Below are 25594 nucleotides of genomic sequence, written 5' to 3' on the forward strand. Positions count from 1 at the left end.
TCTGCAGGGACCGTACCCACTCCATTGCCCTCAACTTCTCCTTGGTAAAAACTCACCCGGAAATACTGGCAGCACGTGCCACATTCAAAACAGGGATTTTTACTCATCACTTACTTCTGAGCTTCTCAATGCCTGCACTTAATGATGCTTATGAGCGGCAGTCACGATTTTCTCGGTATAGGCAATGGCTAATGCAGACAATACAAATGTGATGTGAATAAAGGTTTGCCACATCAGTATTTTTTCATCATACGATGCAGCATTAATAAAAGTCTTGAGTAAATGGATCGATGAAATTCCAATAATGGCTGTTGCTAATTTGACTTTCAACACGCCTGCATTCACGTGCGAAAGCCACTCAGGCTGATCCGGATGATTTTCTAGCTCTAAGCGCGAAACAAATGTTTCCCACCCGCCCACGATCACCATGACTAATAAATTGGAGATCATGACGACATCAATCAATCCCAAAACAATCAACATCAAAGCCGTTTCGGTCATGCTCTTATTTGCCATCATCTCAATGAGATGAACGAGCTCTACCCAAAACTGCCATACATAGACGCCTTGGGCGACGATTAAGCCAAGATATAAGGGTGCCTGTAACCAGCGGGACATAAATATCCAGCGCGGTAAGGGGCGCATTTTTTTTTCTAAGTAAGTTTGTTTGTCTTCAGTCATAAGGGAAATATTAACCACTTTTATAAGTCTGAGTAAGCTTAGCAAACTTAGGGGAATTGAAAACACCTCAATACGAACAGCCCTACAGACAATTCAGTAATTTCTAATATGTGTATCATTATTGATACGTTATGGGAATAAATATCCCAATCCTAGATGTGTACTTTTTTTGCAACAGGAACGAATAAGGAGCCCGTTCGGCAATGGCTCCAATCCCTAACTTCTAAGGATAAGAAACTGATAGGTGAGGATATCAAAACGATTCAATTTGGATGGCCTCTAGAGATGCCACTAGTGAGACATATTGATGGAGAATTTGGGAAATACGCAGCAGACTCAGCGAAGGTATTGCCAGAATTCTTTTTCTGCTCGACGGTAATTCGATGATATTGATTCATGCCTTCATAAAGAAACAACAGAAGACGCCAAAACCTGATTTGGATTTAGCAAAACATAGAGTGAAGCAGTTGAGGAGAACTACATGAAGAGAAAACATATTGGCAGCAGTTTTGATGGATTCTTAAGAGAAGAGTCTCTGCTTGAACACTCCACTACTATCGCTGTCAAACGCATTATTGCCTGGCAAATTGAACGTGAGATGGAAAAACAAAAACTCACTAAAACTTCTATGGCTAAAAAAATGCATACCAGTCGGGCAGCCCTAAATCGATTACTTGATGAAAGCGATACCAGTCTGACATTGATTACCCTAGCGAGTGCGGCAACCGCTCTTGGCAAAAGTATCAAGTTTGAATTAAAGGCCGCCTAAAAGAGCAAAGGAATAAGGAATCCGTGATTTCCTTATTCCCCCTCTGCGTACTGCGTTTTTTACTGCTACTGAATGTTGTTTGCTTAATCAGTGCTTTATTGATGCTTGCGATTAAACACACGCTTTGTTTCGCTTTCATGACGCTTGGTGTTTTTCAACACGGCGCAATAGGACAAAATCATGATGGCTGCCAATGAGATGCCGTTGAAGTTGTTCATCAGGTTGCTTAATGTGTTCATTTGTCTTCTCCTCTTTTGCTGTGATTCACTGTTAATTTGCTGCTATGTGTTCAGATTACGGGGTCAAAAGCTCACGAAATGAGCTAGTGAAAAATGTTGCTTTTTTATTGATGAATTTCATGTTTTTTACCTTGCCACCGGCAGTTCATCCCACTTGGTGGTGTAGTTTGGTGAGCGATTATTCGAACGCATCTGCCACTCTTGCTTAGCACCATTAGTGCCTGCAGCTGCAGACCGAATGACTGCGTTACCAAAGCGAGTGTTGATCTCATCTACCGCTTTCATCAAGTGCGCTGACTGCCCTTCGTCTCAATGTTTTCAAACAAAGATTGCTGCGCAGTAGGCTTATCGCTAATTAGATTGAGAATGACACCGGCTTTCTTATAACGAAAGCGAGCTTGATAGATTTGCTTCAAACCTGCGAGCGCGGCGTTGGTTAAGGTCAGCGTGTTATCAGTTGGATCTGCCAATGGAATCGTGACGCTTTGATGGTGCTGTGGCTCGTTTTGCTTAAATGGATTTGTTTGAATAAATACAGTAAGTGCGCCCGTTGTGCTGTTTTGACTTCTTAACCTCTCAGCCGCTCTGGCCACATGGGTTGCTACTGATTGAGCAAGCTCTGCTTGATTGGTAACCAACTTGCCAAAACTACGAGAAGCAATGATTTGCTGTTTGGCTGGCGCCACTTCTTCTAACTGCAAGCAAGATGTGCCACGCAACTCATAGCAAAGACGCTCCATGACTACGCCAAACTGCTGGCGCATCGCCTGTGGCGAGGCTTGCAAGAGATCAAATACGCTGTGGATGTTCTGGGCCTTGAGTTTCTTGGCAATTTGCTTGCCAACACCCCACACCTCACTAACATCGGTCTCAATCTATCCACTGATAGAGCTCTGCCTTGGCCATCGCGTTGACATCACACACGCCAGCAAACTGCTTATGCTTCTTAGCCAAGTGATTGGCTAGCCTGGCTAAGGTCTTACTAGCGCCAATACCAACGCACACTGGCAGACCGGTAGTGTCTTTCACTTGTTGTTTAATCTGCTGATCCAACTCAATGGTGTCTGGGTATTGCTTTAAGACCGTCTCGATTTGCAAGAAACTCTCATCAATACTATAGACCTCCAGATTAGGCGTGAAATTTCTGAGTACTTGCACTACCCGGCTACTCATATCACCATATAAGGTGTAGTTGGATGAGTAAGCCTGAATGCCGTGCTTTTTTGCTAAGTCCTTCATCTGAAACCAAGGCGTTCCCATCTTCACGCCCAGCGCCTTGACTTTAGCGCTGCGCGCTACAGCACAACCATCGTTATTAGAGAGCACCACCATCGGCATAGCTTCCAACTTTGGCTGGAATACGCGCCCACAAGAGACGTAGAAATTATTCACGTCTACGAGTGCAAAAAGTGAGTTTGTGGAGTTTGGAGTAAGTGATGCGCTCATGTCTCACTTTCCTTTTTTATTATATCGAGTGCTGGTATTGCTGTACTTACGCACCACCCCAACTACTACACCCCAGATTTGTAACTCACTACCTTCACTAAAAGTAATGGGTTGATAGTTAGGGTTCTCTGGTTGGAGCTCAATGCGACCACGTGATTGATAGAGGCGCTTGATGGTGTATTCATCATTGACGACGGCCACCACAATATCTTTATGCTTTGGTTTGAGCGCCTTATCGACCGCCACCTTATCCCCATCACAAATTCCGGCGCCCAGCATTGAATCGCCCTTCACGGTGAACATGAAGGTGGCTGGTTTGTTCTGGACGAGGTAATGACTCAAATCGAGGCCGCCCTCGGCGTAATCTGCCGCTGGACTCGGAAATCCAGCTGAAATCCGGTGACTCAGAAGCTTGAGCTCATAGGCGGCAAAATGACATGCCAAGGCTTGTGGCGCTTGGCTGAGGGTTACTTTTGCGGGGTTCATTGCCTGTGTCATAGTCATTAATATACTGTATGTTTATACAGTATATAAAAACCGCAAAAATAAGGCTGTTTTGTTGTTTTGGGGCTATGAGTACCCTGATGGAGCTGTTTTTCTAGCCATAAACCCCAAATTCACCCTGCTCGCGTTAGGGGTCAAGCAATTGCATAATGATCTTAGAAGTTACTCATTAAGTAACTCAGATAAAAAGAACAGTAGGAGACATATGAAGACGTACAAGATTGCGTCCGTTCCAGGCGATGGAATTGGCAAAGAAGTGATTTCTGAGTGCGAGAAGGTCTTAAACGCCTTAAGTAAAAACATCCTGAAGTGACTTTTGAGTTTGAGCACTTTGATTGGGGTGGCGACTACTACCGTAAGCACGGCATCATGATGCCCGACGATGGTCTTGAGCCTTTACGCTCTAAAGACGCCATCTTGTTTGGCTCTGCTGGCGACCCCGATATTGCCGATCACATTACCTTATGGGGCTTGCGTCTCAAAATCTGCCAAGGCTTTGATCAGTACGCAAACGTGCGCCCTACGCGCATTCTTCCTGGTATTGAAACCCCACTGCGCAATTGCAAGCCCGGTCAGCTAGATTGGGTCATCGTGCGTGAGAACTCTGAAGGTGAGTACTCTGGCGTAGGCGGTAGAGTACATCAAGGCCACCCGATTGAAGTGGCATCCGATATGAGCATCATGACGCGCGTTGGCGTAGAGCGTGTACAGCGCTTTGCTTTCAAACTAGCGCAGTCACGCCCTCGCAAACACCTCACTGTAATCACCAAATCCAATGCGCAGCGTCACGGCATGGTGATGTGGGATGAAATCGCCAACATCGTTGCTAAAGACTTTCCGGATGTCACTTGGAATAAAGAGTTGGTAGACGCCGCGACTGCACGCATGGTCAATCGCCCAGAAGCTTTAGACACTATTGTGGCTACCAACTTACACGCCGATGTACTGAGTGACCTAGCAGCAGCGCTAGCAGGTAGCCTCAGCATCGCACACCTACTGCCAACTTAGATCCAGAGTGTCGCTACCCATCAATGTTTGAACCAATCCACGGGTCTGCTTTTGACATCATGGGCAAAGTGCTCGCCAACTCGATTGGCACTTTCTGGTCAGCCGTGATGATGCTCAACTTCTTAGGCGAAAAAACTTTGGCAGCCAAGTTAATGGCAGCCACTGAAAAAGTCACCGCCAATCCAAAACTACACACTTGGGATTTAGGCGGTACAGCCATGATGAGTGACATTACCAATGCAGTCATTGAGGAGATCTCCAAATGAAGCCATTTACATTACTAAGTACTTTGCTCAAGGTCTTACTAAGCGCGTGCTTGATTTCTGTCGGCCTGTTATCAGGCGTGCATGCACAACCCTTTCCAGATAAAACGATTCAGTACATCATCCCTTTTCCTGCGGCTGGTGAATCTGATTTAGTGACGCGCTATCAAGCAGATATTTCTGCGAAGAAGTTTAAGCAGCCGATGGTTGTAATCAATCGCGCTGGTGCTGGCGGCGCTTTAGTATGGAGCGCACTCAGCACTTATCCTGCCGATGGCACAACCGTGGTGGGCGTCAATATTCCGCACACCATCTTGCAGCCACTTCAAGAAGGTATTCAGCACAAGACTGAAGACATCAATGCTCTACTACTATCACTTCGCTCCCGATGCCTTGATGGTCTCTGCTGATAGCCCTTACAAGACCTATCAAGAATTTATTGCTGCCGCTAAAAAAGAGCCTGGCAAGATGTCTTTAGCTGGTTCAGCACAGTTCTCTGCCAACCATATGGCAGTAGAACGTCTGAATAAGCTAGCGGGCGGCGTCAAAATCAATTACGTACCTTTTAAAGGCACGGGCGATTTAATTGCTATACTCATCGGAATGCACGTGGATGGCGCCATGGGTTATCTGCCATTAGCGATTCAACAAAAAGGTAAAGTGCGCACGCTAGCGATTGCTACTGAGAAACGCAACCCTGCTCTGCCAGACGTGCCCACCTTTAAAGAACTTGGGCTGAACTGGGTAGACAGAGCCTATCGTGGCGTTGCTGTACCAAAGAGCACTCCACTAGTGCTACAGCAAAAAATGTCAGATTATTTTGCACAGCTCAATGCTGATCCTGAGACCAAGAAAAAACTAGAAGATGCTGGCTTTATTTTGGTCGATGTCCCCTTAGCAAAAATGCCTGCATTCATGAAAGAAAAAACGGCTCAAGCAATGGATGATGCGAAGAACGCTGGAATGATTAAGTAAGGCTATTATCTATCGTTCATCGTTCATTGTTGATTTGATTTTTTCTGAAGCTGCAAATGAAAAACCACCGCATGCGGTGGTTTTTTGTTGGAGGGGGCTGTTGACTGCGCTGTTTGGCGTTTCTGGCTTAGCAAAATACAAAAGCGAGGATTGCAGGGTCATCTAGCAATACATCTGATAAGTAGTAAACGCTCGCCCTAAAAATCCAAGGGTTCACAGGTCTCCACGATGTCAGCAATATATTCCATAGAGGTAGTTTAACCCCCTAGGTAATCCGTCTTCCCAATTTCAACACCATTGTGGCGCAAGATGTTGTATGCCGTTGTCACATGAAAGTAAAAGTTCGGGTTGATCCAAGTGAGTAAATATTGATCGCCCACAAACTCAAAGTTCCACTCTCTGATCGAGAACTTGATCTCTTTTGTCTCGCTACCATCGGGCCTGCGCAGGCCGTAATGCTATTAGCAAAGGCAATCGTTTTAGCGATCCGCTCTTGTAATTGGGCAAAGGTTTCTTCGTTATCGTTAAACTTTGGTGACTCAATGCCAGCCAAACGGGCCATACCGTTTTTGACCTGATCACAAGCGCTTTGTATTTGCTTGGTGAGCGGAAACATATCTGGCGCTAGGCGAGCATTGACCAACACACTTTCTTCAATGCTCTTGACTTTGGCAAACGCTTCGCCCTTTTGCAAAATACTTGCCAAATTGGTCAGCATCTTGGTGAACTGCGGAATAGATGTTTGGTACATGCTTAGCGCCATAAAGACTCTTACTTTCTTATATTGAGTTATTAATTGAGGTGATTAAACATCGCTCATAAAATCGCCGCCACCGCTATCATCCCAAGAGCTCGAACCACCATCGTCCCAAGAGCTCGCATCATTGACACCAAAGTTGGGAGCATCAGGCGCTGGACCGCCAACTTGATTAAAGTCGTTGTTCACGTTTCCGGGATTGTTGTGTTGACCACCACCCATGAGATGACTTGCCAAAGCTTGACCTGCCACCATGCCAGCACCAAGCGCTGCGCCAGTCGCCAAACTACCCATCAAGCCACCGCCTACAGGTGCACCAGGATATCCAGGAAGATAAGCACCAGGCGCTCCAGGAGCACCGGGACCGCCAGGATAAGGGCCATTTGCTGTAGGTGCGTTGTAGACCTGCACAGGTAGTTGACGCTTTCTCATGAAGAACGCAATGCCAGCCACCAAGATAGCAATCAGAATCCAAAATACTGGACTACCGAAGATTGAGCTTGCGCCTGTGCTCGTACTAGCTGAAGTTGGCACAGTTCCTGTACGTAACTCTGCTTTCAAACATTGTACTGACTCTGGTTGTGCAAAAGGTAAACCAGGCGCTAGATTTTCTGCTTGTACAAATGCTTGACGAGCCGCATCGATCTTGCCCTCTCTGATGTAGAGCTCAGACGCAATGTAATGTGCTTTAGCACTATTAGGATGGTTTTGTAATACCTCTTTCATCATGGCGTCCGCTTTGGCCAACTGACCAGATTGAATCGCCTGAGAAACCTCAGGCAAAGTGGCCTCCGCTAAAGCGAGATTGCTACTAAGCAATAGTGCGCTAGCAAATAGACCAACTAATAACTTTTGTAATTGATGCACTTTCATCATGACTCCTTGTAGGACATTTCACTGCAATTTTTATTATCGCTAGTTTAGGTATTTTTGTTATTCCCTAAATACATGGGGGCTTATATAGCGAATTCAAGGGCATTTGAAGGGGATTTAGGGGTGCAACTACTTCACCTCATGAATCTTGCCTGTAGACGAGATCAAATAAGTCTTATTGGGCTTATCTTTGCGGATTCGGTCTAGTTCAGCTTGATAGTTTTTGAGTTGCACACGGTATTTTTCATACTTCTCAGACCCCACCTCCGGAATCGTGAGCTTGTAATCAAGAATAGCCAAATGATCATCTAACTCAACCAAACGATCCACGCGGAAACTCTTGCCCTCTTTACTAACAATATCAAGCTCATTCCAAGCGGCGATCCATTGTCCTGAAGTCAGGTAGGGACTGAGTTCTGCCGATGCTAGAACTATCTTTGTCCGCTCAATGACTTTCTGGGCATGCGCCTGATCTACGCCAAGCCAGTTCATGAGCTCTTGCTCGCTAGGCATAGATGTTGTTTGAATCTTGTTTGAGTCTAGCGTTAGGAACTCGAGTAACTTGTGAAAATGTGTGCCCTCTTCCAAGATTTCTGGATCGGACATTTTTTCTTGCTCAGTCTCAACTCCTTTTATCGTATTACCAGCCTCAATATCTAACAATTGCTGCTGCTGATCTCGTTTAGCCTGCTCCCAGCGAACCTGAAAATCTTCAATGCTAAATATATCGCCAATAGTTTGATTTGCTGCTCCACCTGCAGCACTGGCACTCGTTGTTTTAGCGACCTCACCTGAATCTTCATCCGCAATCTCTATCGCAGGTAATTGACCAAATTGAGCGCGTGCGTACCAAGATTTTGGATCAATGCCCGTTGGATTATTTGCAGTGGGCTCTTTTGCTACACCGCTTATCCAGAGGCCTTGTTTGGCCCGCGTCATAGCAACGTAGAGTAGATTCCAGTTTTCATTTTGACTAATGAGTTCCTCATCCTCACGAATCTTGCTTCGAGGAGGGGTGAGGCTGGACTTGGTATACATCGACAGATGTGAAGGGCTGCGATCATTTGGTGACCAGTCTAAGAGCACTCCTGAGTGATCAGAAGCGCCAACCGTATGATTGGCATCCAAAATAATCACGAAAGGTGACTCTAGGCCTTTGGCGCCATGGATTGTCATCAGTCGGACGCGCTTATGTTTATCCTCTTCCGACATCTCACTATCTTCATCTATCTCTGCCAACTCCACTTCGACTTCAATCTCTACATCACCCTCATCTGGAGTTTCGTCATCATCACCTCGACGCATGGCGTTGATCTCATCGATAAAGCGACTCAAGCTTGGATACCGGCCACCATCCTGATTGAGCGATAACTCCAAGAAGGCATCTAAATTAGCCACTACCTGTGCGCGCGCCAGAGGCTGGGCACTCATTGCATACTGAAAACGTAAATTACTTTCTTGATAGATTTGATCGAGCAGATCGTGCATTGGCAGACGTTCAGCCAACACCCTCCAATGCTCTAAGAAACGCGCTACCTTTTGCACAACTACGTCTTGGCTATCTTGCAAGGTATCCCACCATGAACGATATGGGACGCTTGCTTTAGCAATCGCTAGGTTCTGCATTTGCTGTTCAGTAAAACCAAAAATAGGACTTCTCAATACTTGCGCCAAAGGTAAGTCATGGCGTGGCGACAGCAATACCGTGAGCAATGCAATCATGTCATCGATCTCAAGAGTATTAAGTAAGCCACCGAGTCTGGTGCTGTCATAAGCCAGATCTGCTTCACGTAGAGCCCTCTCAAACTGCGGTAAATATTTACGGCGTTTTACCAGCAATAGGAAATCGCTTTCTCTGGCAGGTCGCCAGACCATACGCCCATCTTGCCCATCCATCACTTGATGGCTTGCCATCACCTCATGAATCAACCTACTGATTTGTTGACCTTCAATATACCTTTGCGTATCACCTATGGTTTGATTGACATCGGTGATAGGTGCATCAAATGCATTGCCAACCCTGGGGGCCAACTCCTCTTTATAAAGGATCAAGGGCAAGAGCGCAGCTTCGCCTTCTCTGGCATACGCTTGCTCTGGCAAGCCCTTTGCTAAAGGCTCCCATAGGGTTGCTTGCTCATTAACCTCATACGTTGGCGGTAATTGTGCGCGATCAAATGTCGCATTGACAGCTGCATTAATTTTAGGGGCATTACGACAGGTAGTGTTTTGCTGAAGATCCACAGCCCCCATCTGTTCTTTTAGAAACTCTTTAGCGCTGGCAAATAAACGGGGATCAGCTCTCCTAAAGCGATAAATCGATTGCTTGGGGTCACCCACAATAAACACACTAGGCTTGCTTTGATCTTCGCCATAACCTTCAAACCATGAGCGCAAAATTTGCCATTGCAAAGGGTTGGTATCCTGGAATTCATCTATGAGGATATGTCTATATTTAGCATCCAAACGAGCCTGCAAATACGCTGCATTGGCAGAATCGGCCATCAACTTACTCACACCGATTTCTAAATCATCAAAATCGCGAACACGCATCGCTTCTTTGCTAGCAGCAACATGATTCATCATGCGCTCACTCATAGCAAACCAAGCTTGATTGAGTTCATACACCATTCTTTCGGATTGCCAATCTAAGTACTCGACAAATGCTTGGGCCCAATCCTGCTTGTAAGCAATATGTTCAGACTCTAGATGGGTCAATCCTTCGTTCTTCAAATAGGTTTTTACTGCGCTTAGAGCCTTATTGTTATTAGATCGAGGATCGCCATCACTATTTAAGAATACGAGTTGCAGAATTGGCGCGACCTCCAATACATCGCCTCCGCGTTGCATGCATTCCAAAGCAGAAACCAATCGGGGCAACAAATCCTTTTCTTGAGTACTGCTATGCGCAAAACATCGAATCAGAAATTCCAAATCGGCTCTTGCCTTGGGTGCATTCCACATTCGGTGTAAAGGATTCTCCATGTTGAGCTTGGGCAAGAATTGCTTCAGATGCTCAATTGGTGTTATTCCCTTTTCTTTGCAAGCCTGCGCAAAGAAAGTCCATGCACCACGCTGTTTCATCAAGCCATAATTGCCCATCAAAAACTGTTGCGTATTACTTGCACCTAATTGCTTTAAAAGAACGTCATAATGGGCCTTCAAATCTGCAGGCAGATCACCCCACCAATCATCTAGACACTCCTCTAATAACCTTTTACCGTCTTCTCGCAGGCTAAAACCGGGCTGCACTTCCGCAGAGATCGGCGCGGCATTGAGTAACCTACCAAACCAGCCATGAAAGGTATCAATCACAATAACTTGAGGGCTCGCCAAGACTTTGAGATACAAAGATCTCGCCTGTGGAAGTAATTGACGAGCCTGTGCATTGGTAAGTCCACGTTTTTCTAATTCTTGTGTAAGCGTTTGGTCATCAGCAGTAGAGAACTCTTGTAATAGTCCATAAAGGCGATCACGCATCTCCTGCGCAGCTTTACGAGTAAAGGTGAGCGCTAGGATTTCGTGAGGCTTAGCGCCCGCCAAGAGCAAGCGAATCATGCGCGCAACCAAAAGCCAAGTTTTACCACTACCGGCGCAAGCAGAAACAATAATGGATTGATTTGGGTCACAAGCAATGGCATTGTCAAATTTTTGCATCACCACATCCCCTTCCTGCAAATACCTCTTGCCTCGCAGTATTTACACACTCCATCAGGTGCAAATGCGGTGAGCTCCTTACCTGACCACAGCTTTTGCACATCCTCAGTTAACTGCTCTGAAAATTCTGGCATCAACTCGGCAATATCCTCTACCTCTAAAGATCTCAGTAATTTTTTATCTCGCTTAACGTCAAGTTTCAAAGAAACCCATTGTGCTCGCTCTACTTGGTAATCCTGCAGATGTGCGGCTTGAGGGTTTTCATTAGCCGCGCGTGCATAAATTAATAATTGTGGATCGTCTAAAAGATGTTCCGCACGCTTTTTCATCTTGGTCATCGACTGATTTTTGTAATCAATCACCTCAGCTTGGTGTTCTGACTGGATATTAATATCAAAGCGATCCGCTCTTCCTTCGATGCGAATGACCCTGTCTTCACCATCAGGACTAACAAAGTGCAGATCAAACCCCACTTTGTGTTCTGCATTGTGATAACGCCAACCTTGCGCTTCTCTTTGCAATTGCCAATCGACAAAACTAGGGATCTGTTTTTGCCAATCTCGCAAAGTACCTAGCACTCTGCCGTCCCCTTCAATGAGGCGTTTGAATTCTTTTTCAGAGATGGCATTTAACTGCTCTTCCATCCATACACGGCGAGCCGCAGTATTTTGATGAATTTGACTATCTGCTTTTTGCTCTTCAGTCTTGAGGGCTTGATAAAACTTGCCCAACAATGCGTGTAATGATTGGCCAGCTAAGGAGGCATCAAAACCATCGTCAAATTCTTTTGCTTCGCGTAAGCCCAATATGCTGCGCACATAGTATTTATAAGGGCAATCTCTTAAAGCCTTATAAGCACTCGGGCTCATAGACAATGGCAAAGAGAGATCTCGATCTAAAGTAGTCGCCGCCTTTTGTATGGGTCTTGCCATGCCTTCAAATATATTTGGCTGAGCACTCTCCACTTTCCATTTAGGCAAATGGGCTTGCAGGCGTTGAATCCATGCGGATGGGCGCAGTGGTTCACCACTCTTACTTTTACTCTGCCATAACAAATCGACGCTTGCATAGGAAACTAATAGCTGTGAAAAATCACGCGCCTGCTGCACATACTGAGCGGTCATCGTCGAGGCTTTGAGCAATCGATTGAGCGCATCTGAGAAAAACAATGGGGACTCAGAAAATGCCGGTAATTGTTGTTCGTCACACCCCACTACCACGACCGCGTCAAAGGATCTTAAGCGGGTTGAACTCAAGGGCAAGATACTTAAAGTAGCTTGAGCCTCTTTACCCGCTTCCTCATATGAGGCCTCTTCCATGACGGATTTAATTAAGCTGATCCATTCTGGAAGATGCATCGCCACTTTTTGGAATTGCGTAGCACTCAGATCAAAGGCGCTGATTACTTTCAATAATTGCTTGCCGGCTGCATCCCTCTCTAACGCCTGAGCCATTCCAGTATCTTGGAGATTTTGTTGTAAGAGCACATAGGCGTTGCAGCAATCGAGCTTTAGCTCTTGCCAAGCATGGTGACGCTCGCGAACAAATTGCAGGAGCTTTAATAAAGCTTCATTTGGCGCTGTATCCCGATTAGCGGCATAGGCGTTGGCGCGCTCCATCGCCATATAAAAAGTTTCCCAGCCAGACTTTGCTTGACTAGCGATCAAAATATCTTCGAGTTGTGCCACCAACCCGATACATATCTCGGGGTCCCTCTGAATACAACTCGGTATATCTAAGAAAGGGTTTTGTAAAAACTCCAATAAAGCACTGGCAGTGGGCCCCTCTTTAGGAGCACGAATCAACTCCAACCAACTATTGAGAGCCGCCGCTGCGCGCGTTGTATCTAATTTCCAACCTGTTTCATCACGAATCTTTAAGGCAGGCCCTAGGCGCGTTAACAGGGCCCTGACTCTTCTGGCTGCCAGACGATCTTGTGCAACCAGGGCAATATTTTTCTTGCCGTCAATCAAGTGCCCCTCAATTGCTGTAGTTGCTGCCCACGCCAACTCCTCAAAACGTCTTGCTGAAATCAAATGCCAGTTTTCATAGGGTGCTGATTCAATATTGGCTTTAAGTTGTTGCGCTTGTAGTTCACTTAACTCCACTAAATCCCCTGCGGCGTTTTCTCCCGTAAGCGCTTCGGACCACAAGGCAGCGGATTGCCAATCTAAAGTCACCTCAACTACCCGAGCGTACTGAACATAGTCACAGAGATAAGCCCCCATCACCTCTCGATCAATTAACTTAGGATCTGCTGTCTGCACCCATATCAATGGTCTGGCATTCTGTTGACTTGCCTTCACTGCTTCTAAGTGAGCAGCCATAGCAAATTGCTTGCGAAAGACTGGATCTTCAACGCTACTTAAATAACGCCAGAAGGCAAGCAAGACTTCGGATTCTTGGTCAACAACTTTTCTCGAGAGTTCGGGATAAGCAAGCGCAATCGTTTGCTCCAAAACCTCTTCTATTTTTTTACCCCATACTTCGACATCAACTGAACCACTTCTTATTAAAAGATTTAACTGATCGTGCAGTTGCGGAATGATTGCTTCAGACAAAATGTCGCAGGCATCGATGACGAATTTAGCTAAACCCCACGCGCCCGATTCACTCTCCGCTTTAAACCATGTCTTTAGTTTGGGATGTTTACGTAAATTCACATAAACAGAAATCCAACGCTCTAAGTCACTTTGTTTTTTTGGGAACTTCCATGCACCTGGTGCAGCTTCCAGCCAATCAGTAAAACTAATCACTTGTGGCAAAAAGGCAATACTTGGGTCTAGATTGTCGGGACGATACTTTTCCAGCGCCGCCCGCACACCAATTAGAGGGCCTGCGGTACTCAGCACCACAAGGGGGCGTTGTTTAGTTTGCAGTGCACAATTCCAAATTCCTTCTGCTAACTGCTCAAGCGCACTAGCATCGGGCGTAATGGCCCATGATTGCACTTGTTTTTGAGCAGAATAAATAGGAAATGGCTGCTGCATTAAGCAAAGTCTTTTATTTGGTTTTTACAGAAAATTTTCAATTTTGAGCAGAACATTCCGCCTATTGCTAATATAAGCGCTGTAACGCCATAATTAAATAACTCGCTAAATAAGTTTAAATAAGGAATTTTCATGAGTGCCGGCATTAAATATGTAACTGACGCCTCTTTCGAACAAGACGTCCTCAAGTCTAATAAACCAGTTCTCCTCGACTTCTGGGCTGAATGGTGTGGTCCTTGCAAAATGATTGGTCCAATCCTAGAGGAACTCTCTGGTGAGTACGGCGACAAATTGCAAATTGCCAAAATGAATGTGGATGAGAACCAAGGCGTTCCTGCCCAGTTCAATATTCGTGGCATTCCTACGCTGATCCTATTTAAGAGCGGCACTGTTGCTGCTCAAAAAGTAGGCGCTTTGGCCAAATCTCAGTTGACTGCGTTTATTGATAGTCATCTATAAATAGTCTCAGACCATGGGTTCACTGGGTGAGCCTGTGGTTTTTACTGATGTTCCTTGCTTGTCAGACCCCGTTTTTAGTGTAGTATTACATCCAGCAGCAGTTCAGCGCCTTCTCTAAAGCGCTCATTTCCAGCAATTTACCTCCCCCTTCTTTTAGCAAACATCCTAAATTTCGTTTTTCACATCTGTTTGTCTGATCTCAAGACAGCGATACCTCAAATCAAATTCAAACCATTCTGATTTTTCCTTTTATTTACACCCGAGAACCACATGCAATTAACTGAACTCAAAGGCCTTCACGTATCCGCTCTGCTTGAAATGGCAGCTAGCTTGGAGATTGAAAACACTCAACGGATGCGCAAACAAGAATTGATGTTTGCCATTCTGAAAAAACGTGCGAAGGCTGGTGAAACCGTTTTCGGTGACGGCACCTTGGAAGTATTGCCAGATGGCTTTGGTTTCTTGCGTTCTCCTGAAGCCTCATACATAGCTTCACCTGATGACATATACATTTCTCCAGCGCAGATCCGCCGCTTTAATTTACATACAGGCGATAGCGTTGAAGGCGAAGTACGCACCCCTAAAGATGGTGAGCGTTACTTTGCATTGGTAAAGGTAGACAAGATCAACGGTTTGGCTCCAGAAGCCCTCAAGAACCGCATCATGTTCGAAAACTTAACGCCATTACACCCGAACCGTGTAATTAGCTTAGAGCGTGATATCAAGGCTGAAGAGAATTTAACCGGTCGTATTATCGATATGATCTCGCCAATTGGCTACGGCCAACGCGGGTTGATCGTAGCTTCTCCAAAATCCGGTAAGACCGTGATAATGCAGCACATTGCTCATGCAATTGCCACAAACAATCCTGAAGCCATTCTGATTGTGTTGCTCGTCGACGAGCGCCCTGAAGAAGTAACTGAAATGCAACGCTCAGTACGTGGTGAAGTGGTCGCCTCCACTTTCGATGAACCTGCAGTTCGTCACGTACAAGTTGCTGAGATGGTGATTGAAAAAGCAAAACGTTTAGTCGAGATGGGCAAAGATGTCATCATCTTGTTGGACTCCATTACTCGTCTTGCTCGCGCATACAACACCGTAGTGCCTTCATCAGGCAAAGTACTTTCTGGTGGTGTGGATGCGAATGCGCTACAACGTCCAAAACGTTTCTTTGGTGCGGCACGTAATATTGAAGAAGGTGGCTCATTAACCATCATCGCCACCGCCCTGATTGAAACCGGTAGCCGTATGGATGACCTCATCTATGAAGAGTTCAAAGGTACTGGCAACATGGAAGTTCATCTCGAGCGTCGCTTGGCTGAACGTCGTGTCTACCCATCGATCAACCTCAATAAGTCTGGCACCCGTCGTGAAGAACTCTTGGTTAAAGCTGAGAACCTCCAGAAGATCTGGGTATTGCGTAAATTGTTGGCCGATATGGACGATATCGAGGCGATGAACTTCATTGTCGATAAGCTCAAATCCACCAAAAATAATGGTGAATTCTTCGACTTGATGCGTCGCGGAGGCTAATTTAGATGCCCTTAGGGGCTATTTAAAGATAAAAGGGGCTGTTTTAGCCCCTTTTGCACACCTAAACAGCGCTTTGTTGTTGATTTCATGGCATAATTTCGCCTTTGCTGCACCATTAACAACTTGCTTTTAAAACCTGGGAAAGTATTTAAGTCAATTTGGCTCAAACGGCTACCCGCTCATAGGACTCAACATGAAACCTGGCATTCACCCCGAATATCGTGAAATCGTCTTTGTAGACGTTTCTAATAACTTCAGCTTCAAGACTCGCTCCACTATGTCTACTAAAGAGACAATCAAGTGGGAAGATGGCAATGAATATCCATTAGCCAAGATCGAGACTTCATCTGAATCACACCCTTTCTACACTGGTACCCAAAAAATTATGGATACCGCTGGTCGTGTTGAGAAATTCCGTCAGAAGTTCGGTACTAAAGCGGTTGCTAAAGCTACCGGTGATGGCGCTGCTAAAACAGCTGAGAAAAAAGCTGCTGCTGCAGAAGCTAAAGCTGCTGAAAAAACAGCTAAGAAGAAGGCTTAATCCACTTCTATTCGCAGGGTATGTGAAATACCTACTCTGCAAAATAATCAAGGCAGCGTTTGCTGCCTTGATTATTTTGAACTTCATCCATGGTCAAACTTACCGCCGCCACCACTAAATCCATTCCCCGCATTATTATTTTTGCGCTGACTTTGGTTTATGGTTTTGCAGGTTTGTTCTTTCGGGACCCTTGGAAGAACGAAGATGCAATCGGCTTTGGTGGCATGTGGTCATTCTTTCGCGGCAACTCCATTGATTGGGTAGTTCCGCACTTAACCGGTCGCGACATTTCTCTTGGAACGCCTCTGCCCTATTGGATGGGAGCTACTCTCATCGAATGGTTTGGTCCGTTCATTGGCGCCACCAATGCAGCCCGCTTATATGCGGCAATCTGCTTCTTCTCTGCTGCTTTAGCCATTTGGTACGCCACCTATTTATTGGGACGTTGTCGTGAAGTCCAACCAATGGCTCTCGCTGTTGGTGGTCAACCAGATATGAAGAGCTATGGCATGACCTTAGCCGATGGCGCGCTACTCATTTTCTTAGCATGCGTTGGTTTAGCTCAACGTGCTCATGAGACAACGCCGATGATGGCACAGCTGATGGGCATCAGTATTGTGTTGTATGGCGCTGTGCGCGGTTTAGATAAACCATGGCAAGGCGGTCTCTGGACGGGACTTGGCATCGCCATTGTTGCACTCTCAAGCAACCTCACGCTCAGTCTCATCATCGTCTCTTCGACCATCATTGCCGTCATCACTAGCAATGCTAAATTACGCTTTCGTTGGACACTCACAAGCACTGTTTTAGGTTTAATCGATTTTGCAATCTGGCCCATTGTTTGGTATTTGGCAGATCTTCCTGTGCACTGGCGACACATTGCTGAAGAAGGCTGGCGCAATATGCCAGAGATGTGCGCAACTCCTTCACTTGAGTCGCTAAGGTTTTTAAGCGCGAACTTCTGGGCTTACGCTTGGCCAGTTTGGCCATTAGCTATCGTCTCCTTGGCGCACTGGGGACGTAATACAGATTCCGGCGCATGGCGCGCACCGCATCTTTGCATTCCAATGAGCTTATTTATTGGAAGCTTCATTTATGTTTTGTTCCGCCTTGAAGCAAACGAACATGATTTAATGATTTTGATTCCTAGCCTTTCCATTGTGGCTGCATTTAGCTTACCAGTCCTCAAGCGCAGTGTCATTAGCTTCATTGATTGGTTCGCGATGTTTAGCTTCACACTCGTTGCTCTAGCCGTTTGGATTATTTGGCTAGCTAAAGTGACAGGCTACCCAGAAACTAGTGCAGCTAATATTGCCCGGCTACTCCCTGGTTTTGAAAGTCAATTCAATGTCTTAGCCTTTATCATAGCCCTCGCTATTACAGGAGTGTGGCTCGCTGTTGTGCGCTGGAGAACTTCTCGTGCACCCAAAGAAATTTGGCGTTGTCTGATTATTTCTGCATCTGGCACCACATTGATGTGGGTTCTCTTGATGACTCTTTGGCTACCCACCATTAACTATGCCAAAACCTATCGTCATGTTTCGGCTCGTTTAGTTCAGGTGATTCCATCTGGTGGCGGTTGCATCGATACAAGTAGCTTAGGTTTTGCGCAGCTAGCATCTTTTGAATACTTTACTAAGCTGAAGTTACGCGATGACCCGAACTGCCCATGGATGCTCACTCATAGCCAATTTGAGGCAAAGGCATTCGCGCAATTAAATAACAAGAAGCTCACCCTGCTTTGGGAAGATCGCCGCGCAGCTGACCACGACGAACGCTTACGCCTTTATGAAGTCATTCCAAAATAAATCGTGCTGCACTTTAAGCTATCGCGTCTACGCGAGGATATTCCCTCTCTATTAAAACTCTAAGCAGGCCCTTTACTCATTGGTCAGCTCGCAGGGATTGCTTTTGGCGTCCTAGATACCGCGATGACAGCACGCTACTCAGCCGATGATTTAGCTGCACTAGCAATGGCTTCCGCAATTTTTATCAGTGTGTATGTTGGTCTAACAGGTGTGATCTCTGCCCTCGTACCAATTGCAGGTCAACTCTTTGGGGCGAAGCGTTTTTCAGAAATCGGCGAGGAAGTACGCCAAGCAACCTGGCTAGCATTGGGACTCACCGTACTGGGTTGCTTTGTCTTACTCAACGCAGACCATCTATTGACTATCTCACAGGTCAATGTGGTTATTGAAGATAAGGCAAAGCTCTATCTCGGTACCTTAGCATTAGGTTTGCTAGCAAGTATGGGAATGCGTGTCTTAATGGCACTTCATAACATAACGCCGTATCACGCCCTACCATGATTACTGTTGTACAAATTATTGGCTTAGCCCTCGAATTGCCCCTCAACTTGTTATTTATCTATGGTGGTTTAGGCTTTGAAGGCATGGGTGGCCCAGGGGTTGTGCAATGGCTACCGTCATCATTAATTGGTCATGGCTATTAATGACTCTGGGCTTTGTCTTATTTGATCGCTTTTATAGACCATTTAAGATCTTTGCACGCTTTAGCATGCCTGACTGGCATCGCATTTGGACCTTGCTCAGGCTTGGAACACCTATCGGCTTTAGCTACCTCATTGAAGTGACCTCATTCACATTTATGTCACTCTTTATTGTGCGTCTAGGAACTACCGCATTAGCAGGCCACCAAATTGTTGCCAATATGGGAGCCATCATTTATATGGTGCCCCTCTCCCTTTCGATTGCCACTATGCCCTTAGTATCACAATCGATTGGCGCCAATAAACCAGAGCGTGCTGAAGAGATAGGTTGGTCGTCGGTCTTTTTTACTACCGGACTTTGCATCACGATTGGTATCGCAGTATGGACTTTCAGAATGCAATTATTAGATTTATATGATCCGCCTACTGAAGTCAAAGCCTTCTCAATGCCACTATTTTATTTATCGCCTTCTATCAAATCTTTGATGCCCTACAAGTCACAGCGGCGTTTATTTTGCGTGCCTACCACATCGCTTTTTGGCCGATGGTGATTTATGCTGGTTCACTATGGGGCGTTGGACTTGGTGGCGGCTACCTCATGGGCTTTAATGTATTTGGCAATACACCGACCTTCTTACAAGGCGCCAATGGATTTTGGGCAGGTAACAGCCTGAGCTTAGGATTAGCAGCCTGCTTTTTACTTTATCTGTTTAGAAGAACGGCGGAGCGCTATGAGAAAACGCATCCGCCAGTAGAAGCCTAGAAAACCTGCTTTACCAACGACCGCACTACTTACTTTTTACTTATACACCTTCAAAGTAGTAGTATCATTATCCAAGCGTCTTTTGAGATTACGCGCCTGACCAGCGGATCCAGGATGATTGGTAATGAAATTCTGGTCTGCTAAATGCTTGCGCACATCTTCAGCTAGATCCAAAGAAGCTAACTTCATCAACTTCGCCGTACTTGGCTTAAAGTTATTGTCTTTGCCAGCGATTCTGACCTCTTTGCCTTCGCCAGAAGCAATAAAGGAAGCCACAATTTGCGTGGTCTTGGTATCAACTATATGGAAATCCACAGTCACTTCTAGTGACACTTGTTGCGCAGTCGATTTTGTTCCGGGGATTTCATCAACATTATCGATACTAGAGATTTCGGTCAGTACGCCATATAGAACATAGTTAGCATCACCAAAATCACCTGCCTTAATGCGCTTGACGATATCAAAGTATTCATCACCTTGATTAGGCGTTGCCACACTAGACTTAGCGTGCACAACTTTATAACCTGATTTAATCAGCAGACCACGGATGGGGTTTGCCAGATAGCGCAGCTCACCATACTCATTGTTACTTTGGTAACCCGATTTCTTCATGCTGCTTTGGGTATTTGCAGTTGTAGAGCTATTACTTGGCGCTACTTCTGCTGGCCGGTGTGGCTGGGACTGCTGTACCTGGGCTGGTTGCCTTCGGGTCTGAAAGATCCGTGAACTTTACAGGGAACACAGAAGAATTTGGGCCACCAGTCAATGCAGAGGCATTGGCCTTATCGGCATCTACCTCAATTGTCTTAGGAGTGAGCGTAGAAGTAATGCTGTTGTCAGTCGTCGTTCTGGTTTCTTCGATATAAGTGAGGTTCTTACCCTCTTTTTTAAAGTAAATATCGGTTACCGCAATCGACTTCGATTCTGATTTCAGCGCTTCAGCATTGATCACAGGATTCTTTGGTGAATCAGCTGGAACTTGACCAATCACAGTAGGCTTGACTACTGGTGCAGGAGGCTTAGAGGCGCAACCGGCTAATGCGACTAAACCTGCGCTTGCATAAACTAAAAAGTTTTTTTCATGAATTACTCTCAATCATTTGCTGTATCTAACAGTGAATTACTCTCAATCATTTGCTGTATCTAACAGTGAATTGCATCGTATTAGCGAGTAGCCGTTTTACGAATCTCTTTTTCATCGGCCCACTCGAGCAAACCAGCCTCGTTATTAATGAGGTTCAAGTTAAAGACGTAGTAAACATCTTTTACATCTTTGGTATTTTTTACGATTGATGCAATAGATCCCTCAATACGATATTGGGCTCCTTGCATATTGCCGGTCTTGGCAATAGTGCTGTTCTTGTAAAGCCCAGACTGATTCTGGCGTTTTAGCTCATCTGTTTGATTTTGCATTTCAGAAACGCTGACTGCAAATCGCACTTGGCCGCTCTTCATGAGTTGCGTACGAATCTTATCCGTAATGACGCGGGTATCAATATATTCAGAGGTCTTATTCTTTACATCCGCGAGCGTCACAATCGACGCATCTTTGCTGCCAGAGATCGCTTTCGTCTGTAGAAGTGATCTCGTCATAGACTCTGCAATCATCTGCAGATCAGTAGACCTACAATCGGCGTTCACAGTCTCAACTGCCTTCGCATCACCATATCGAACCTGCGGCCCAGAGCATGCAGTAAGTGCTGCTACGGATAATAGGATGGCTGTTAAATAGAGAAATTTAGAGTTCATATTCATTTTGATCGGTCCTAATGTCTTTTAACTAGCAATTACTTATAGGTTGCGTGAAGTTATCTATAAATTACTTGTATTGATTTAACTTGAAACGAAAGTCGGTAGCATCAGGCGTAGGGGCTATACCCATAATAACGGTCGACTGGCCTTTACCTACGGTCACAGGCTTCCAAGCCTCTTCGTCTGTTACTGTCATGCCATTTTTACCAAGCCATCTAAATCGATAAGAAACTAAATTTGATTTGCTGTCATTTTGAATAGTGACTTGAGCGGTCAACACCCCATTGCGCACAATGATACTGCGCATATCCATAATTTGAATGCTGTCCGTGTCTCCCATACGCACCGCCATATCCTTGATGGAAGGCGTAGAGCTACAAGCTACTAAAGCTAGTGTCGTCAAAAGGATTGCAAGGTATTTTTTTCATTTAGATCTTCCTAATTAAAAAGCTGCTGCAGGCTATTGAGCAGGCTGGGCGGTTCATAAGAACTCACGCCTTCCATATTACCGCTAGCAGCGTGTTGTTGGGGTTAGAAACTGGGTTAGATGCAGGAATCGGTACGGACGCAGATTCCGTTTTGAGTATTGGCGCTGCTATAGGCACTGTTACAGGCACATCAGCAGGCAGATTTACTGGGGCTGGCGCAACAATGACTGGAGTGGTAGCAACGGGAGGAATAATGGCTGGCGCTTTAGGTGGGAGAGCGGCCGGATCATTCGATGTCAGAACGGTAGCTTTATTTCTGAACATGCGGATATAGACTACGTTATAGCCACCCACAAGATTGACCGTTTGAGCAGCGGTAACTCCAGATGGTAATGTGTACCTCAACACATTCGGTCCAATTGGCAAACCCATTCTGGCCATATACGTCTGCGCCGGCAAAGTTGACCAGTGACGTACATCGGTCACATTAATCGCTTGAAGGCCATAACTAGCAATCATTCCAGCAATCGCACCTATCAGTGCAGCGCTATTGTTTTGATTGTTCTGACCGCGTCTATTAGCGGCTTGCTGCGCCGCTTGATCTGCAGCATATTGTGCAGCTAGAGAAACTAGTGCACGCGATGTAGCTCTTAAAACATAAGCAGGCATTTCGTCGCGGAGATTTTTTCGAGCCACCGCATCCAGATTGGCAACCAATTCGGGATTAGCGACCTTGTCACCCAATTGTACGAATGATGGTCTATAACGTTCAGTAGATCTATCAATCACCGGGAAGGTGAGTGTAATTAATTTTGAATTACCACCCATAGGAACAGACTGGCTAATTTGATAAGGAATAATTTTAGGGGTGTAGCCTCTGTATCAATCACGACCAAAGTATCGGCAAACGATTTTTTGTCGCGATTGGCGATATTTGAATCTAACTTAGTAATGCTGGTTTTAAAAAAATCGACCTGTGGACGCAACTCAATAGCCAACCGATATCCAGGCGCAGCTAAGCTAGTCTCCCCTTGTGATTCATGGATAAAGCCCGACAAGTAATAGGCTGCGGGATTTTGATAAGTATTCTTGAGACTTCGCGTTTCTTCATCATCCAACAAATTGACAGAATAGCCATTGATATTTTCAATACGGCTAGTCACGTTCCGAGTATTAGGATTGGATTGTTGATCCTGCTCAGCCTTTGAGACTGCAACCACCTTGCTTTGAATCAACGCCTCAATCACTTTTTCACGCTGCGCCATTTTTTGGCTTCCACCATAGCGTCATTCCAGCGACCTTGCGCAAGATGATTCAGCGCTAAGGTTTGACTCAAAAAACTCACTTCATACGGTTTAGGATCGTAATTACTACTGAGACCTTCTGATAAAATATAAGAGCTCATATTGGATGCTGAACGCTTAAGTCTATCGCTCGTACTGACCTCCCACTGCTCAACCAATTGATCAGCAGCCAATAGATTTTGAGTGCAACTCGGAATCTGCGCAGGACCTTGTAAGTGCTGCACTTCACCTAACTCCATGTAATAGAGCGTATTTTTATCCTTAAAAACCCCCTGAATAGTCGCTACAGTATTCTGCAAATCACCGTTTTTAAACTGCTCCTTAGATTCGTTCATCCGCACTTGTTGGGTTTGGGTTGCATAACCCGCCAATAAACATACAGCCAATGTCGCAGCAAATGGAGAGAAATCAAATGCTGAAAATTTAGGCAATCTGCGAGTCTGAGTGACTAGAGAGGAAATGATTGGTGCTTTCAAGCGAATACAAAGGGATTATTTACCCGACTGAGCTCCAAGAAGGTTTTTTATTTAGTTCTAATACCTATAACGCTTGTATATAGGACGAGGCTGACAAAGAAATTCCACATTCATCTCATTTATTGCTCTAATTTTGCCCCTGATTGTTTTACCACCCTACCCCATTTATTCGCCTCTGAAGCAATCAGCCGTGAGAGATCCCTAGGGCTACCCTGGGGCTGGCTCTAGACCGCCCGCTAAAAGACGTGATTTAACGTCTGGATTGCTCAAGGTTTGCCGAACCATCTGATTTAAATGCTTTTGGATAGAGGGTGGTAGATTGGCTGGCGCCATCAAAGAGAACCACGAGACTGCCTCAAATCCCGTTAACCCTTGTTCAGCCAAAGCGGGTATTTCAGGGGCGGCTTGCGAGCGTTTGAGTGTAGTGACCCCTAGTGCCTGTACTTCCCCCGCTTTAATCAAAACCAAAGAAGAAGAAAGATTATCAAACAGCATAGAGATTCGACCACTCAGAAGATCGGGCAAAGATTGCGCACGACCTTTATAGGGAATATGGCGAATTTGTACTCCTACTATTTCTTTAAACAATTCACCAGACATATGCAATGAAGTGCCAATACCAGATGAACCAAAAGTCAGCTCATTCGGTTTTGCTTTTGCTAACTCAATGAGTTCATGCAGATTATTAACCCCTAGTTTCTTATTGACGATCAGCACATTCGGCGTGCTTGCTAAAAAACTGATAGGTGTGAAGTCTTTGACAGGATCAAACGACATCTTTTCATAGAGCGCGCCATTAATCGCATGAATACCAACCCCGTACCAATCAATAAGGTGTAGCCATCCGGTTCACTCTTAGCAACGAGGTCTGCGCCAATATTGCCACCGTACCCAGGTCGGTTTTCCACTAACACTGGTACACCTAAATTTTGCTGCCAACTCTCTGCCAACACACGAGCCAAAATATCAGGCGCACCTCCAGGAGTGAAGGTGACGATGATGCGTATAGATTGTTTTGGCCAAGGAGAGTTATTTTTTGATGAGATCTCTTGGGCGCATACAGAAAGTCCCAGCGACCATAGAATCAGAACAGCCAAATAGCGCTTAAGCACTCTTAAGAATTGCATACTCTTTCAATTGAGAAGTGGACCAAGCGGTCTACATTTTAAATGCCAAAACGAGAGCGCAGCCAGAGCCAGCCCTCATACTTCACAGGGTCATCAGCACAAGGCCCAATGCCACATTCCAACAAGGTAGAAATCAGCTTGCCTAAAACCAAGAGAATAAAAAGAATGATCAGCGTATTTGCAAACCATGAGCGTGAACGCACATCGCGATTGGGGAGCATTAATAGAACTGCCAGCCCTACCAAGAGACCGGTATACCCTACATAAGCCCAAGTACAAAAATGGAGCTCTAAAAATGTTTTACCAAATCCTTTATCACCAGGGAGGATGTGCAAGAACACTTGGCGAAGGGAAACCATCATTCCAACTAAGCCACCAATGATTCCCCAACCATAATGAGCCGAGTGCGCACCGCAACGAATATTCAGGACTAAAGCAAAGCCAATGATCACAAAGCCCATGCGTTGCATTAAGCACAAGGGGCAAGGAAGCTCACCAAAATAAAATTGATCAAAGAAGGCATAGGAAAGCATGCCAATGATCGCCAACAATGCAAGCTGATTGCCCAGCGCCGCTAAAGAGGGAAAAGAGTTTCTACTCACA

Annotated in this window: 27 protein-coding genes and 3 pseudogenes; 10 read left to right on the forward strand and 20 right to left on the reverse strand. The window is 45.5% G+C overall.

Annotated features, from left to right (window positions below):
- Positions 1–138: 138 nt before the first annotated feature.
- A complete protein-coding gene (locus tag DXE37_RS07110; RefSeq protein WP_114637027.1) occupies positions 139–681 on the reverse strand; it encodes a TIGR00645 family protein in 543 nt (180 codons plus the stop codon).
- A 365-nt stretch (positions 682–1046) separates the two neighbouring features.
- Here DXE37_RS07110 and DXE37_RS12705 point away from each other — a divergent pair, with 365 nt between their 5' ends.
- Together DXE37_RS12705 and DXE37_RS07120 are read left to right on the forward strand one after the other, a co-directional pair.
- Entirely contained in the window at positions 1047–1166 is a 120-nt protein-coding gene (locus tag DXE37_RS12705; protein ID WP_231971373.1) for a type II toxin-antitoxin system RelE/ParE family toxin, read from the forward strand.
- Positions 1163–1450 carry an XRE family transcriptional regulator gene (locus tag DXE37_RS07120; RefSeq protein ID WP_114637028.1) on the forward strand — a complete coding sequence of 96 codons (288 nt, stop codon included), beginning with the start codon at positions 1163–1165 and terminating at the stop codon, positions 1448–1450. The genes DXE37_RS12705 and DXE37_RS07120 overlap by 4 nt, the downstream gene beginning before the upstream one ends.
- Positions 1451–1545: 95 nt before the next feature.
- Here DXE37_RS07120 and DXE37_RS10975 read toward each other — a convergent pair whose 3' ends face one another.
- From DXE37_RS10975 to DXE37_RS07130, 5 genes are all read right to left on the reverse strand, one after another.
- Complete coding sequence (locus DXE37_RS10975; protein WP_174221035.1) at positions 1546–1689, reverse strand: hypothetical protein; 144 nt, start codon at positions 1687–1689, stop codon at positions 1546–1548.
- Between the two features lie 126 nt (positions 1690–1815).
- Positions 1816–1974, reverse strand: coding sequence for a DUF4113 domain-containing protein (locus tag DXE37_RS11570; RefSeq protein WP_231971374.1), 159 nt, complete (start codon positions 1972–1974; stop codon positions 1816–1818).
- Positions 1974–2543 carry a DinB/UmuC family translesion DNA polymerase gene (locus DXE37_RS11575; RefSeq protein ID WP_197713147.1) on the reverse strand — a complete coding sequence of 190 codons (570 nt, stop codon included), beginning with the start codon at positions 2541–2543 and terminating at the stop codon, positions 1974–1976. Before DXE37_RS11575 ends, DXE37_RS11570 begins: the two co-directional genes overlap by 1 nt.
- A gap of 16 nt (positions 2544–2559) precedes the next feature.
- Positions 2560–3135 carry a Y-family DNA polymerase gene (locus tag DXE37_RS11580; RefSeq protein WP_197713148.1) on the reverse strand — a complete coding sequence of 192 codons (576 nt, stop codon included), beginning with the start codon at positions 3133–3135 and terminating at the stop codon, positions 2560–2562.
- Positions 3136–3138: 3 nt separating this feature from the next.
- On the reverse strand, positions 3139–3639 hold the full coding sequence (locus tag DXE37_RS07130) for a LexA family protein (RefSeq protein ID WP_114637029.1): 501 nt from the start codon (positions 3637–3639) through the stop codon (positions 3139–3141).
- 205 nt (positions 3640–3844) lie between these two features.
- On the opposite strand from DXE37_RS07130, the pseudogene DXE37_RS07135 reads away from it, so the two are divergent.
- From DXE37_RS07135 to DXE37_RS07140, 3 genes and pseudogenes are all read left to right on the forward strand, one after another.
- Positions 3845–4913, forward strand: a pseudogene (locus DXE37_RS07135) (tartrate dehydrogenase).
- The gene (locus tag DXE37_RS13560) at positions 4910–5320 is read left to right on the forward strand and encodes a type 2 periplasmic-binding domain-containing protein (RefSeq protein WP_269460306.1); all 411 of its coding nucleotides are present in this window, start codon (positions 4910–4912) and stop codon (positions 5318–5320) included. The pseudogene DXE37_RS07135 and the gene DXE37_RS13560 overlap by 4 nt, the downstream one beginning before the upstream one ends.
- Entirely contained in the window at positions 5271–5885 is a 615-nt protein-coding gene (locus DXE37_RS07140; protein WP_269460307.1) for a tripartite tricarboxylate transporter substrate binding protein, read from the forward strand. The genes DXE37_RS13560 and DXE37_RS07140 overlap by 50 nt, the downstream gene beginning before the upstream one ends.
- Before the next feature lie 257 nt (positions 5886–6142).
- Here the strand turns inward: DXE37_RS07140 and DXE37_RS07145 are convergent.
- From DXE37_RS07145 to DXE37_RS07160, 4 genes and pseudogenes are all read right to left on the reverse strand, one after another.
- Positions 6143–6648: pseudogene (locus DXE37_RS07145) on the reverse strand (DUF1993 domain-containing protein).
- 42 nt (positions 6649–6690) lie between these two features.
- The gene (locus DXE37_RS07150; protein WP_231971226.1) at positions 6691–7518 is read right to left on the reverse strand and encodes a tetratricopeptide repeat protein; all 828 of its coding nucleotides are present in this window, start codon (positions 7516–7518) and stop codon (positions 6691–6693) included.
- Between the two features lie 126 nt (positions 7519–7644).
- The gene (locus DXE37_RS07155; protein ID WP_114637030.1) at positions 7645–11169 is read right to left on the reverse strand and encodes a UvrD-helicase domain-containing protein; all 3525 of its coding nucleotides are present in this window, start codon (positions 11167–11169) and stop codon (positions 7645–7647) included.
- Complete coding sequence (locus DXE37_RS07160) at positions 11169–14159, reverse strand: PD-(D/E)XK nuclease family protein (protein WP_114637031.1); 2991 nt, start codon at positions 14157–14159, stop codon at positions 11169–11171. Before DXE37_RS07160 ends, DXE37_RS07155 begins: the two co-directional genes overlap by 1 nt.
- Positions 14160–14291: 132 nt before the next feature.
- Here DXE37_RS07160 and trxA point away from each other — a divergent pair, with 132 nt between their 5' ends.
- The 5 genes and pseudogenes from trxA (at position 14292) to DXE37_RS07185 (ending at position 19904) form a co-directional block, all read left to right on the forward strand.
- The gene (gene trxA / locus DXE37_RS07165) at positions 14292–14618 is read left to right on the forward strand and encodes a thioredoxin TrxA (RefSeq protein WP_114637032.1); all 327 of its coding nucleotides are present in this window, start codon (positions 14292–14294) and stop codon (positions 14616–14618) included.
- Positions 14619–14888: 270 nt separating this feature from the next.
- Positions 14889–16151: a transcription termination factor Rho gene (rho, locus tag DXE37_RS07170; protein ID WP_114637033.1), complete on the forward strand. Its 1263-nt coding sequence runs from the start codon at positions 14889–14891 to the stop codon at positions 16149–16151.
- A gap of 193 nt (positions 16152–16344) precedes the next feature.
- Complete coding sequence (locus DXE37_RS07175) at positions 16345–16692, forward strand: type B 50S ribosomal protein L31 (RefSeq protein WP_114637034.1); 348 nt, start codon at positions 16345–16347, stop codon at positions 16690–16692.
- Between the two features lie 89 nt (positions 16693–16781).
- The gene (locus DXE37_RS07180) at positions 16782–18500 is read left to right on the forward strand and encodes an ArnT family glycosyltransferase (protein WP_114637035.1); all 1719 of its coding nucleotides are present in this window, start codon (positions 16782–16784) and stop codon (positions 18498–18500) included.
- A gap of 78 nt (positions 18501–18578) precedes the next feature.
- A pseudogene (locus DXE37_RS07185) lies at positions 18579–19904 on the forward strand (MATE family efflux transporter).
- 36 nt (positions 19905–19940) lie between these two features.
- On the opposite strand, the gene DXE37_RS12710 reads toward DXE37_RS07185, so the two are convergent.
- From DXE37_RS12710 to DXE37_RS07215, 10 genes are all read right to left on the reverse strand, one after another.
- Positions 19941–20516, reverse strand: coding sequence for a hypothetical protein (locus tag DXE37_RS12710; protein ID WP_231971227.1), 576 nt, complete (start codon positions 20514–20516; stop codon positions 19941–19943).
- 31 nt (positions 20517–20547) lie between these two features.
- On the reverse strand, positions 20548–21000 hold the full coding sequence (locus tag DXE37_RS12715) for a hypothetical protein (RefSeq protein ID WP_231971228.1): 453 nt from the start codon (positions 20998–21000) through the stop codon (positions 20548–20550).
- A 68-nt stretch (positions 21001–21068) separates the two neighbouring features.
- Positions 21069–21659 (reverse strand): penicillin-binding protein activator LpoB, encoded by a 591-nt coding sequence (lpoB, locus tag DXE37_RS07195; protein ID WP_114637036.1) that lies wholly within the window; start codon positions 21657–21659, stop codon positions 21069–21071.
- Between the two features lie 64 nt (positions 21660–21723).
- Entirely contained in the window at positions 21724–22059 is a 336-nt protein-coding gene (locus DXE37_RS07200; protein ID WP_231971229.1) for a YcfL family protein, read from the reverse strand.
- A gap of 88 nt (positions 22060–22147) precedes the next feature.
- Complete coding sequence (locus DXE37_RS11585; protein WP_197713149.1) at positions 22148–22912, reverse strand: COG3014 family protein; 765 nt, start codon at positions 22910–22912, stop codon at positions 22148–22150.
- Positions 22891–23349 (reverse strand): COG3014 family protein, encoded by a 459-nt coding sequence (locus DXE37_RS11590; RefSeq protein WP_197713150.1) that lies wholly within the window; start codon positions 23347–23349, stop codon positions 22891–22893. The genes DXE37_RS11585 and DXE37_RS11590 overlap by 22 nt, the downstream gene beginning before the upstream one ends.
- Positions 23328–23819 carry a COG3014 family protein gene (locus DXE37_RS11595; RefSeq protein WP_197713151.1) on the reverse strand — a complete coding sequence of 164 codons (492 nt, stop codon included), beginning with the start codon at positions 23817–23819 and terminating at the stop codon, positions 23328–23330. The genes DXE37_RS11590 and DXE37_RS11595 overlap by 22 nt, the downstream gene beginning before the upstream one ends.
- A 252-nt stretch (positions 23820–24071) precedes the next feature.
- Positions 24072–24641: a tripartite tricarboxylate transporter substrate-binding protein gene (locus DXE37_RS13565; RefSeq protein ID WP_269460308.1), complete on the reverse strand. Its 570-nt coding sequence runs from the start codon at positions 24639–24641 to the stop codon at positions 24072–24074.
- Entirely contained in the window at positions 24596–24991 is a 396-nt protein-coding gene (locus tag DXE37_RS13570) for a Bug family tripartite tricarboxylate transporter substrate binding protein (RefSeq protein WP_269460309.1), read from the reverse strand. The genes DXE37_RS13565 and DXE37_RS13570 overlap by 46 nt, the downstream gene beginning before the upstream one ends.
- Before the next feature lie 38 nt (positions 24992–25029).
- On the reverse strand, positions 25030–25593 hold the full coding sequence (locus DXE37_RS07215) for a disulfide bond formation protein B (RefSeq protein ID WP_114637566.1): 564 nt from the start codon (positions 25591–25593) through the stop codon (positions 25030–25032).
- Position 25594 lies beyond the last annotated feature (1 nt).

The sequence above is a fragment of the Polynucleobacter necessarius genome (assembly GCF_900095205.1).
Lineage (GTDB): Bacteria > Pseudomonadota > Gammaproteobacteria > Burkholderiales > Burkholderiaceae > Polynucleobacter > Polynucleobacter necessarius_E.

What these genes read in the sequence shown, in the direction of transcription:
- DXE37_RS07150 (WP_231971226.1), bottom strand. Translation starts at nt 7,518, where the DNA reads ATGATGAAAGTGCATCAATTACAAAAGTTATTAGTTGGTCTATTTGCT.
- DXE37_RS07130 (WP_114637029.1), bottom strand. Translation starts at nt 3,639, where the DNA reads ATGACTATGACACAGGCAATGAACCCCGCAAAAGTAACCCTCAGCCAA.
- trxA (WP_114637032.1), top strand. Translation starts at nt 14,292, where the DNA reads ATGAGTGCCGGCATTAAATATGTAACTGACGCCTCTTTCGAACAAGAC.
- DXE37_RS07110 (WP_114637027.1), bottom strand. Translation starts at nt 681, where the DNA reads ATGACTGAAGACAAACAAACTTACTTAGAAAAAAAAATGCGCCCCTTA.
- lpoB (WP_114637036.1), bottom strand. Translation starts at nt 21,659, where the DNA reads ATGAATATGAACTCTAAATTTCTCTATTTAACAGCCATCCTATTATCC.
- DXE37_RS13560 (WP_269460306.1), top strand. Translation starts at nt 4,910, where the DNA reads ATGAAGCCATTTACATTACTAAGTACTTTGCTCAAGGTCTTACTAAGC.
- DXE37_RS07180 (WP_114637035.1), top strand. Translation starts at nt 16,782, where the DNA reads ATGGTCAAACTTACCGCCGCCACCACTAAATCCATTCCCCGCATTATT.
- DXE37_RS11570 (WP_231971374.1), bottom strand. Translation starts at nt 1,974, where the DNA reads ATGAAAGCGGTAGATGAGATCAACACTCGCTTTGGTAACGCAGTCATT.
- DXE37_RS11580 (WP_197713148.1), bottom strand. Translation starts at nt 3,135, where the DNA reads ATGAGCGCATCACTTACTCCAAACTCCACAAACTCACTTTTTGCACTC.
- DXE37_RS13565 (WP_269460308.1), bottom strand. Translation starts at nt 24,641, where the DNA reads ATGTCGTTTGATCCTGTCAAAGACTTCACACCTATCAGTTTTTTAGCA.
- DXE37_RS07160 (WP_114637031.1), bottom strand. Translation starts at nt 14,159, where the DNA reads ATGCAGCAGCCATTTCCTATTTATTCTGCTCAAAAACAAGTGCAATCA.
- DXE37_RS10975 (WP_174221035.1), bottom strand. Translation starts at nt 1,689, where the DNA reads ATGAACACATTAAGCAACCTGATGAACAACTTCAACGGCATCTCATTG.
- DXE37_RS11585 (WP_197713149.1), bottom strand. Translation starts at nt 22,912, where the DNA reads ATGGGTGGTAATTCAAAATTAATTACACTCACCTTCCCGGTGATTGAT.
- DXE37_RS07140 (WP_269460307.1), top strand. Translation starts at nt 5,271, where the DNA reads ATGCTCTACTACTATCACTTCGCTCCCGATGCCTTGATGGTCTCTGCT.
- DXE37_RS11590 (WP_197713150.1), bottom strand. Translation starts at nt 23,349, where the DNA reads ATGGCGCAGCGTGAAAAAGTGATTGAGGCGTTGATTCAAAGCAAGGTG.
- DXE37_RS07155 (WP_114637030.1), bottom strand. Translation starts at nt 11,169, where the DNA reads ATGCAAAAATTTGACAATGCCATTGCTTGTGACCCAAATCAATCCATT.
- DXE37_RS07120 (WP_114637028.1), top strand. Translation starts at nt 1,163, where the DNA reads ATGAAGAGAAAACATATTGGCAGCAGTTTTGATGGATTCTTAAGAGAA.
- DXE37_RS13570 (WP_269460309.1), bottom strand. Translation starts at nt 24,991, where the DNA reads ATGCAATTCTTAAGAGTGCTTAAGCGCTATTTGGCTGTTCTGATTCTA.
- DXE37_RS12710 (WP_231971227.1), bottom strand. Translation starts at nt 20,516, where the DNA reads ATGAAGAAATCGGGTTACCAAAGTAACAATGAGTATGGTGAGCTGCGC.
- rho (WP_114637033.1), top strand. Translation starts at nt 14,889, where the DNA reads ATGCAATTAACTGAACTCAAAGGCCTTCACGTATCCGCTCTGCTTGAA.
- DXE37_RS07175 (WP_114637034.1), top strand. Translation starts at nt 16,345, where the DNA reads ATGAAACCTGGCATTCACCCCGAATATCGTGAAATCGTCTTTGTAGAC.